The following is a 9,584-nucleotide window of genomic DNA, read 5'->3' on the forward strand; positions in this document are numbered from 1 at the left end:
CGTATTATATAAATTCTTAGCCTAGGTATTCGTTATCCTATATAACTGTTATATAGTTTTTTTATAAAATAGTCTTCACCTCTTCACCTCTTCACCCTTCTAAAAAAATAAAGGGGCTGTAGTAGTATAGCATTCTTGCTAATCTACTACAGCCCCTTTCGAAGTTACCGGGAAAGGCGGTAGCGGTAAATCTGTTTTTGCGAATATTGCAACATTACTCGCTGGCGAAAGAAATACTATATCCGCCAAGTTAGAAGATTTTGACAATGCGAAGGATTTAGAAGGCTTTGAGGATAAAACGCTTATTCTTTGCCCTGAACAATCAAAATACGGTGGAAATGGTGGCGGATTAAAAACAATTAGCGGCGGTGATTTATTGCGAGTCAATCCGAAACATAAGAAGCCATTTTTTACCAAGATTACCGCTTTAATTATACTTATCAATAATGAGCCTTGTAGGTTTACTGAACGAGCCGGAGGGGTAGATCGTAGGCGAGTAATTTTTGATTTTAAAAAGGTAGTTCCAGAAAGTGAGCGTGATCCTACCTTTACAGAGAAAATAATGCTTGAGGTTGGCGGCATTATTCGAAAAGTGCTGGATACATTTCCTGATTCGTTAGAGGCAAAAAAAGCCTTAAATACACAAATGAATAGCCAAGAAGCCTTAGAAGTCAAAAAACTGTCAGATCCGCTTACGGATTTCTTCGAACATTTCTACACTACCGAGCAAATAGACGGGCTTTTTGTTGGTGTGGCTAATATGGGAGTAGATAAAATCAGAACGCATATTTACCCGGCATATTTGGCTTATACAAGGGCGATGAATATCAGCGAATTAGGTTTAGGTAACTTTGTGATTGGCATTGAGCAAGCCTTAAAGCAACATGGGAATCAACATGATTTTATGAAGAAACATACTAAAACAGGACGGCGAACGAATATCCATTTTAAGGATTTTGACAGCTTTAAAAATGAGGTATTGAACTGAAGAAAGCGGGTGATAAGCCCGCTTTTTTATAAGAGTTCACCAAAAGGTTAAGCCAAAGTGAAGTCTTAAATCTAAGTGTTAACCGCTTAACCTATTGATTTATAAAAGAAAATTGTGAAAGCGAACAGGTGAACACCAAAACATATAAAAAAGTTTTTCATAGGCATTATTAGAAACTTAAATCCATTCCGCAAGATTCGCAATAATCTCCCCAAAGCTGCATTAATGGCCGTCTTAGTTCGATATATTCCGCACGGTTGTATGCTTGGCTCGTTTCATTTCCTATTCTATGAGCGAGGCAACTTTCTGCCGCCCTAAAATCTACGGCTTGATCTTCTAAATATGTTCTAGCGATAGAGCGTAAACCGTGGGAATCTTGGATACCTTGATAACCAGTTTTTCTTAGTGCGTTGGTTATCGTTTCTTTACTCATTGATTTATTCGGTTGGCTATAATGTGGAAATACAAATTTATTTACGCCGGTGATAGGGCGTAGGCTTTCCAAAATTTTAAGCATTTGCGTTGATAGCGGCACTGTATGAGGAAATTGCCCCTTACGTGTTTTCTTCATTTTTTCAGCCGGTATAAACCAAAGATTTTTATCAAAATCAATTTCAGACCATTCTATACTTACTGCTTCCGCCGGTCGAACCATAGAAAGTAATTGCCATTTGAAAAGCACTTTCGTCAGAAAATCCCTATTTGAGTTTTGGAAGTCCGCTATTAATTTTGGTAATTCACTTGGCTTGATTGCCGGGTGGTGCGTTTGTGTTTCTTTATGGTATGCGTCACTTACGTTTTGGCAGACGTTAAAAGGCAATACGCCTACAGTAACGCCATAATTTAGAATCTGATTCGCCAAGTTTAGGATACGGTGTAACGTATCGTTGATTCCCTTATCATTTAGAGGTTTAACCGCTTTTATAAGTATTGGCGGCGTGATTTTATCTATGGCGTAATGTCCTAATACTGGGAATAAATGATTTTTCAGTCTAGCTCAATTCTTTGCCATAGTAAGCGGTTCAACCTCTTTACTTCTTTTCTCTTTCCAAAACTGGGCCAGTTTTAAAAATGTATTATCGTTTTGTTCTGCCTGTTGCCTTTCTTGTTCTTCTTTATGAGCTTTAGGATCGATTCCTTTTGCTAGTAACGCACGGTATTCTTCACGAATAGTACGGGCTCCCGCAATGGAAATCACCGGATAATATCCGATAGTGAGATTAGTTCTTCTTTTGGTAATCGGTTCTTGATAGTTAAATATCCACGTTTTTACCTTAGAGGGCTTAACTCTTAAATACAGTCCATAACCATCAGATAGGGAATATTCCGCCGGTTTGATTTTGGCTTTTTCTACTTCGGTATTATTGAGAGGTTTAACGATTTTAGGCATAGATTCCACCTTGCTTTTTAGGTTTTTTGTAACACGCTATTTTTCATTTTATCAGTGTGTTACAAAACGTGTTACATAAAAAGGCGTTTTAATATGATTTAATGTGAGGGGGTGCGATAAGTAAAAGGTACTAAAAAAGCCCATATAACAAGGCTCTAACGTTATTCTTGAGCGGTTATGATGGGCTTTAATGGGGTAAAGTGGTGCGACTAGCTGGACTCGAACCAGTGACCCCCACCATGTCAAGGTGGTGCTCTAACCAACTGAGCTATAGTCGCATAACTGAGACAAATTCTAATGGAAAATATGAAGGATAGCAAGGCTTCACATTTCGTTTGATTTTATTTTAAGCGTTCTTGGGTGAAACATTGTTTATCTTCCCAGCGAATCATCGTGAGGTGGTTACCCCATGCGCAACCGGTGTCTAAGGCGTAGATATTCGGTTTATCTGCTTTGCCCATTAAACTTGCCCAGTGACCGAAAATAATTTCTTGTTGATTAAATAACAGATTATCTAATTCAAACCAAGGTTTTAATTCGTTTGGTGCATCTTCAACCGGCAATTTACAAGCAAAATCCAACCGCTTATCGGCATAGCAAAAACGCATACGAGTAAAGACATTTACAATATAGCGCCAACGTTCGATGCCTTGCCATTCGGCAGACCAATGATCTGGTGTGTTTTCATACATTCGGGCGATATAGTCGGCATAATCATCACTTTGTAAAACGGCTTCCGCTTCTCTGGCACAAGCGATAGTTTCCGCTAAATTCCATTCAGGACTGATACCAGCGTGAGCCAGTAAGAATCCATGAGCCGGATGCTGAATAAGAAGCGGTTGATTTCTCAGCCAATTTTGTAAATCAGCACGATCTTCTGCTTCAAAAATCGCATCCACCTGATCGCGGGGTTTCACTTTTTTGATACCGAGTAACGTGGCAAGCAAGTGCAGGTCGTGATTACCTAAAATGGTTTTTGCATTATTTTTCGGATCTTTCACAAAGCGCAAACACTCCAACGATTTTGCACCGCGGGCAACTAAATCGCCGGTCAGCCACAATTCATCGTGTGTCGGATTGTAATTAACTTGTTTGAGTAGCAGTTGTAACTCATCAAAACAGCCGTGTAAATCGCCAACAATATAAGTTGCCATCATATCCTCTTAAGTTATAAATGAAAAACTACATTAACCATTTTACTGCTAAATGGAAAATCGGTGGTGCGATAAATGAAGAAAGTAAGCCGCAGATCACTAAAGCTAATGAACTATAACTCGCTGATTTGGTATTGAGTTCCATACAACGAGCCGTACCAAGTGCGTGAGACGCAATACCTAAACTCATACCGATTGCTTGCGGATTAGTAATACGAACAAGTTTTAGTACAGGCACTCCTAATACCGCACCCAATAAGCCCGCCACCATTACCCCTACTGCGCTTAAAGCAAATTCGCCGCCGATTTCACCGGTAATCACTAATGCAAGCGGCATGGTTACCGATTTCGGCATCAGTGCGGCAACTATATCTTGTGTACCGCCAAATAATAGTGCTAATAACATACCGCTACACATTGAAACGAGCGTACCAAGTAATAAAATAAAGCTGATTGTCTTCCAGCGTTGGAGAATTTGTGGAAATTGTTCATAAAGCGGAATTGCAAGAGCAACAATCGCTAAACCTAGAAAATAGCTGAGCGGAGAAGTACCTTGCTGATAGTCTTTATACGGGATTTGAAAAATCACTAAGATTGCGACCAGCAATAATAACGTTAATAAAAAAGGATTCAGTAACGAAATCGCTAATTTCTTACTGAGCTTCACACTGAGGAAAAAGACAACGATAGTCAGTAAGGCATAAAGATAAATCATTGGTCATCCTCCGAATGCTTGAATAAGCGTTGTGCTACCCAACCGACTACAACAATGGTAATTATTGTACTAAGGATATTGGAAATAATTAGCGAGAAAAAATAATGAACTAAAATCTCGCCGTATTCAATCATACCCACACAAATCGGTAGAAAAACGAGCGGCATATAACGGTTTAGGAAACGTCCTGTCGGTAGTACCCATTCCAATTTGATTAAACCTGTAATAAGCGTAACAAATAAGACAAGTAAACCCCAAATACTATCCGGAATACCGATAGGAATGAGCGTATTTAACCCTTTGCCGAGATAAAGCATTGCCCATAAAATCGCTAAAGAAAGGGCAAAGCCGATAATGTTCTTTTGCATAAAGCCTCATGTGATAAGCGGTCAAATTTGTAGAAAATTTTGCAAAAAATTCTCGAAATTTGACCGCTTGCTGATTAGATGATATGCCCCACAATTGAACGTGTTTCTAAACGTACTTCGGTGAGTTTGACTTTAACCGCCTGTCCGATTTGGTAAGCTTTTTCGCCTTTAATGTAAAGTGCGATTTCTTCCGGACGGAATTCCATTTCTTCTTTTTTATCGTGAATGGTTGAGAACGGTACGAAAATTTGTGCGCCGTTTGCGATCACTTTCGCTCGTACACCGCCACGAGAAACATCTGCAATTTCACAGTCAAATTCGACCGCTTGTTCCACCATTGGAAAAAGGTAACGCGCATAGAGCCAATCAGCGATATCACGTTCCACTAAACGGTTTTGACGGCGAGCTTCTTGTAAACGAACTAAGATGCTTTCTTCTACCGTTTTCGCCTGCTTGCCAAGTAATACTTGCTTGATTAAGCGATGGTTGACCATATCACCGTATTTACGAATTGGTGATGTCCAAGTTGCATAATGGCTGATCCCCAAACCGAGATGTGGTGCAACTTCCGATTTAAACTCTGCAAAAGTGAGATAACGGCGTAAACGAAGCTCTAAGAATTTCTCCGGAAACTCGTCAATCGAACGACGCATTTCGCAATAGCCTTCAAGTGTTGCTAGTTTTTCCGGCGCATATAATGCCGTAAGCGCATCGCGGTTTTCGTCAGTAGCTAACGTATCCAATAAGAATTTTTGTGCTAATTCTAAATTTTTCGGATCAAAGCCGGCGTGGGTATTAAATACGCCAGTTTTGGCATTGTCGGCTAAGAATTTCGCACAGCAAATATTGGCAATGATCATCGACTCTTCGATCATTTGATTTGCAATACGGCGGTATTCTACGTGGATATCACGTACCGAACCGTCTGCATTCAATTCAAATGAGTAATCGCCGGATTCTTTAAATAACAGAGCATTGCTACGACGCCATTCAATGCGAGCAAGAGTAAATTGGTGTAACCAATCGATTTGTTGTTTAGTTTCCGAACTTTCCGGCTGCCACGCATTTTCAACCTGTTCGAGATAATCCGATACGTTGTCGTAAGCTAATTTCGCTTTGCTTTCCACCCATGCCGAAACAAAACGTGTATCGCCAATAATATTACCGGCTAAATCGGTTTCGATATAACCAACTAACGCCGGACGTTTCTCATTTGGTACGAGAGAACAAAGATCGTCTGACAGCTCACGAGGTAACATCGGAATATTGAAGCCCGGTAAATAGTTGGTAAAACAACGTTGACGAGCGGCTTTTTCAATATTTGAATTTTCCGGAATATAGGCGGTTGGATCAGCAATCGCCACCACTAAACGCCAACCAGTTTGTTCTTCACCTTGTTCGATGGGCTCGATGTATAGCGCATCGTCCATATCTTGCGTGCTAGGACTGTCGATCGTAGTGAAATAGAGTGAAGTGAGATCTTCACGATCTAATTCATCGTGCAATTCATAGTTTTTCTCATTCGCAACCGGTTCACGAGGCTGTTCGTGACTAGCTAAGGTCACCCACCACGGTGCGAAATTATCGTCCGCTTTACAGATAAATTGCGTGACTTGAGCAAATAAGAAACGATCGTCACGTAATGGGTGAGTTTTAAGCTGCGCCACTACCCAGTCACCACTTTCCAATGTTTCAGTGACTTTTTTATGCGTATTTGCCGGAATGATATTTTTAATGCTTGGGTGATCGACAATAAGTTGTAATTTATTGTCTTTGTTAAAACGTACTTGTGCAATAAAGCGATCAAGCATCGGTTCAAGTAAACTGTCGATTTCTACCTGTCCTTTATCACCTTCACGTTTTACTACCGCTTTTACTTTATCGCCGTGCATTACTTTTTTCATTTCCATTGGCGGAATGAAATAACTTTTCTTGTCACATTCTAAAAAACCGAATGCCTTATCTGAGGCTTTAACCGTGCCTTCTACATATTCTTTATTTGCCTCAATTTGTTGTTTTAATTGGGCAAGTAACGGATTATTTTGAAACATAAATTCTCTCTACAAAAATAAAAAAGGTGCAGCGTAGTTGCACCATGAAATCTAGTAAGGATTATAACGGAAAGCGGTTAGATTTGCTGAATTTTTTGTAAAAAATGACAAAAATCGACCGTTTATTACAAAATTTTAACTTTACTTCTCTTTTCGCTCTTGAATAGCGCCAAATTGCCCTTATTATGGTAAACTAGATTTTTTAAAAGGCAGGAAAGAGATTTATTTTAATGGGCAGAAAAAGAAGTGCGAGTTCATCGCGTTGGCTGGCAGAACATTTTAAAGATCAGTTCGTACAAAAAGCACATAAACAAAAATTACGCTCACGAGCTTATTTTAAACTAGATGAAATTCAACAAACCGATCGCTTATTCAAACCGGGGATGATCGTAGTGGATTTAGGGGCGGCACCGGGCGGTTGGTCTCAATATGCGGTAACGCAAATTGGCAGTAAAGGTCGTATTATTGCCTGTGATATTTTAGATATGAATCCGATTGTCGGCGTAGACTTTTTACAAGGCGATTTCCGAGAAGAATCAGTACTGAATGCACTGTTAGAGCGTGTCGGCGATGATATGGTGGATGTAGTAATGTCGGATATGGCGCCGAATTTCAGCGGTATGCCGTCAGTTGATATTCCACGAGCAATGTATTTAGTGGAACTGGCTTTGGATATGTGTCGTCAGGTACTTGCTCCTAAAGGTAGTTTTGTTGTTAAAGTGTTCCAAGGCGAAGGCTTTGATGATTATTTAAGAGATATTCGTGCAATGTTTAGCACCGTGAAAGTGCGTAAACCTGAAGCTTCTCGTGATCGTTCAAGAGAAGTTTATATTGTAGCAACGGGTTATAAAGGCTAATAAGCGGTTAAAAATTGCAAAAAATTTGCAAAATCAGACCGCTTGTTATCTAGCGACATAACAAGTTTTTTTATTCTAAAAGAGGAAATTAGCCTTGAGCGATATGGTTAAAAATATTGTCCTTTGGGTAGTTGTGGCGATTGTGCTCATGACGGCTTTTGAAGGCTTTAACTCAAACTTTGGTAACAATAATACGGTTGCTTATTCAACGTTCTTAAACGATATCAAATCGAATAATCTGAAAGAAGTGGATTTCAAACGTAACGATGAAACCATCTCTGTTACTAAAAATGATGGTACGCAATATCAAACCGTGATGCCAATGTATGATGAATACTTATTGGCGGATCTAGCAAAAACAAACGCAACGGTTACCGGTCAACCGGAAGAACGCCGTGGTTTGTTATCGCAGATTTTTATTTCATGGTTCCCGATGCTAATGCTAATTGGCTTTTGGGTATTCTATATGCGCCAAATGCAAGGCGGTGGCGGTCGTGGCGCAATGAGCTTTGGTAAAAGCAAAGCAAAAATGCTGACTGCCGAGCAAGTTAAAACACGTTTTACCGATGTCGCAGGCTGTGATGAAGCTAAAGAAGAAGTCGGTGAAGTGGTGGACTTCTTAAAAGATCCGAGCAAATTCCAAAAACTGGGTGGACGTATTCCAAAAGGTATCCTTATGGTTGGTCCTCCGGGTACGGGTAAAACATTATTGGCAAAAGCAATTGCCGGCGAAGCGGGTGTGCCGTTTTTTACTATGGCGGGTTCTGATTTCGTTGAAATGTTTGTCGGTGTTGGTGCTTCTCGTGTGCGTGATCTTTTTGAACAAGCGAAGAAAAATGCACCTTGTATCATTTTCATCGATGAAATTGATGCAGTCGGTCGTAAACGTGGCGGTGCTGGTTTTAGCGGTGGTCATGATGAGCGTGAACAAACTCTTAACCAGATGTTAGTTGAGATGGACGGTTTTGAAGGCTCGGAAGGCGTTATTATTATCGCTGCAACGAACCGTGCGGATGTGCTTGATGATGCGTTAACTCGTCCGGGACGTTTTGACCGTCAAGTCACGGTAGATTTACCGAATGTGAAAGGTCGTGAGCAAATCTTAAAAGTGCATATGAAAAAAGTGCCACTTGCACCGGATGTTGATCCAATGGTGGTTGCACGTGGTACACCGGGTTATTCAGGCGCACAATTAGCAAACTTAGTTAATGAAGCTGCATTATTTGCCGCACGTAAAAACCAACGTGTCGTAACTATGGACGATTTTGAAAAAGCACGCGATAAAATCAATATGGGACCGGAACGTCGTTCAAATACGATGACCGAAAAAGAATTGATGAATACCGCTTATCACGAAGCCGGTCACGTTATTGTCGGTTATTTAATGCCTGAGCATGATCCGCTCAATAAAGTAACCATTGTGCCTCGTGGTCAAGCGCTTGGCTTTGCACAATTCTTACCGGAAGGTGACCGCGTAAGTGAAACCTTTACCAAATTGGAAAGCCAGCTTTCAACCTTATTTGCAGGACGAATTGCCGAAGGACTTATTTTTGGTGAAGATAAAATTACTACCGGTGCGTCTTCAGATATTCACCGTGCAACGCAAATTACTCGTGCAATGGTAACCCAATGGGGCTTCTCTAAAGAGTTAGGTCCGTTGTTCTATCAAAATGAAGACGGTATGGGGGCAATCAAAGGCGTATCGGAAGAGTCACAAAAATTGATTGACCAAGAGATGCGTAAAATCATTGATCGTAACTACGAGCGTGCGAAGAAAACGTTAGAAGACAATATGGATATTTTACATGCGATGAAAGACGCATTGTTAAAATATGAAACGTTAGATCGCAAACAAATTGATGATTTAATGAATCGCCGTCCGGTTGGCGAGCCGGCAGGTTGGAATGATAAGAACGATCATAGTTCATCAAATGATTCCAGCACGGCATCGAAGTCTGATGAACAGCAGCCGACAGATGCGCCGAATACGGATGCAGAAGTTGCAGATAAACAAGCAGACGCTTAATTATTAGCTATCAATACAAGCCAAGAAGCAAATGT

Annotated in this window: 6 protein-coding genes, 1 tRNA gene and 2 pseudogenes; 3 read left to right on the top strand and 6 right to left on the bottom strand. The window is 40.5% G+C overall.

What is annotated here, in order from left to right; translation table 11 throughout:
• Positions 1–157 precede the first annotated feature (157 nt).
• A pseudogene (locus HMPREF0027_RS05270) lies at positions 158–988 on the top strand (DUF5906 domain-containing protein); the annotation flags it as partial.
• Between the two features lie 169 nt (positions 989–1,157).
• Here the strand turns inward: HMPREF0027_RS05270 and HMPREF0027_RS05275 are convergent.
• The 6 genes and pseudogenes from HMPREF0027_RS05275 to HMPREF0027_RS05300 form a co-directional block, all read right to left on the bottom strand.
• Positions 1,158–2,378, bottom strand: a pseudogene (locus tag HMPREF0027_RS05275) (tyrosine-type recombinase/integrase).
• 201 nt (positions 2,379–2,579) lie between these two features.
• Positions 2,580–2,656 (bottom strand) — tRNA-Val (locus HMPREF0027_RS05280).
• A 63-nt stretch (positions 2,657–2,719) separates the two neighbouring features.
• On the bottom strand, positions 2,720–3,532 hold the full coding sequence (gene apaH, locus HMPREF0027_RS05285) for a bis(5'-nucleosyl)-tetraphosphatase (symmetrical) ApaH (RefSeq protein ID WP_044024296.1): 813 nt from the start codon (positions 3,530–3,532) through the stop codon (positions 2,720–2,722).
• Between the two features lie 28 nt (positions 3,533–3,560).
• Positions 3,561–4,247, bottom strand: a complete 687-nt coding sequence (locus tag HMPREF0027_RS05290) for an LrgB family protein (RefSeq protein ID WP_005622817.1) — start codon at positions 4,245–4,247, stop codon at positions 3,561–3,563.
• Positions 4,244–4,615, bottom strand: coding sequence for a CidA/LrgA family protein (locus HMPREF0027_RS05295; RefSeq protein ID WP_005622818.1), 372 nt, complete (start codon positions 4,613–4,615; stop codon positions 4,244–4,246). Before HMPREF0027_RS05295 ends, HMPREF0027_RS05290 begins: the two co-directional genes overlap by 4 nt.
• A gap of 74 nt (positions 4,616–4,689) precedes the next feature.
• Entirely contained in the window at positions 4,690–6,666 is a 1,977-nt protein-coding gene (locus tag HMPREF0027_RS05300; protein ID WP_005622819.1) for an exoribonuclease II, read from the bottom strand.
• 230 nt (positions 6,667–6,896) lie between these two features.
• Between HMPREF0027_RS05300 and rlmE the strand changes: the two genes are divergently transcribed.
• Both rlmE and ftsH read left to right on the top strand, forming a co-directional pair.
• The gene (gene rlmE / locus HMPREF0027_RS05305) at positions 6,897–7,523 is read left to right on the top strand and encodes a 23S rRNA (uridine(2552)-2'-O)-methyltransferase RlmE (RefSeq protein ID WP_005622820.1); all 627 of its coding nucleotides are present in this window, start codon (positions 6,897–6,899) and stop codon (positions 7,521–7,523) included.
• 103 nt (positions 7,524–7,626) lie between these two features.
• Entirely contained in the window at positions 7,627–9,549 is a 1,923-nt protein-coding gene (gene ftsH, locus HMPREF0027_RS05310) for an ATP-dependent zinc metalloprotease FtsH (RefSeq protein WP_044024445.1), read from the top strand.
• Positions 9,550–9,584: the final 35 nt, after the last annotated feature.

Source organism: Actinobacillus ureae ATCC 25976, assembly GCF_000188255.1.
Taxonomy (GTDB): domain Bacteria; phylum Pseudomonadota; class Gammaproteobacteria; order Enterobacterales; family Pasteurellaceae; genus Actinobacillus; species Actinobacillus ureae.

What these genes read in the sequence shown, in the direction of transcription:
- apaH (WP_044024296.1), bottom strand. Translation starts at nt 3,532, where the DNA reads ATGGCAACTTATATTGTTGGCGATTTACACGGCTGTTTTGATGAGTTA.
- HMPREF0027_RS05290 (WP_005622817.1), bottom strand. Translation starts at nt 4,247, where the DNA reads ATGATTTATCTTTATGCCTTACTGACTATCGTTGTCTTTTTCCTCAGT.
- HMPREF0027_RS05295 (WP_005622818.1), bottom strand. Translation starts at nt 4,615, where the DNA reads ATGCAAAAGAACATTATCGGCTTTGCCCTTTCTTTAGCGATTTTATGG.
- HMPREF0027_RS05300 (WP_005622819.1), bottom strand. Translation starts at nt 6,666, where the DNA reads ATGTTTCAAAATAATCCGTTACTTGCCCAATTAAAACAACAAATTGAG.
- rlmE (WP_005622820.1), top strand. Translation starts at nt 6,897, where the DNA reads ATGGGCAGAAAAAGAAGTGCGAGTTCATCGCGTTGGCTGGCAGAACAT.
- ftsH (WP_044024445.1), top strand. Translation starts at nt 7,627, where the DNA reads ATGGTTAAAAATATTGTCCTTTGGGTAGTTGTGGCGATTGTGCTCATG.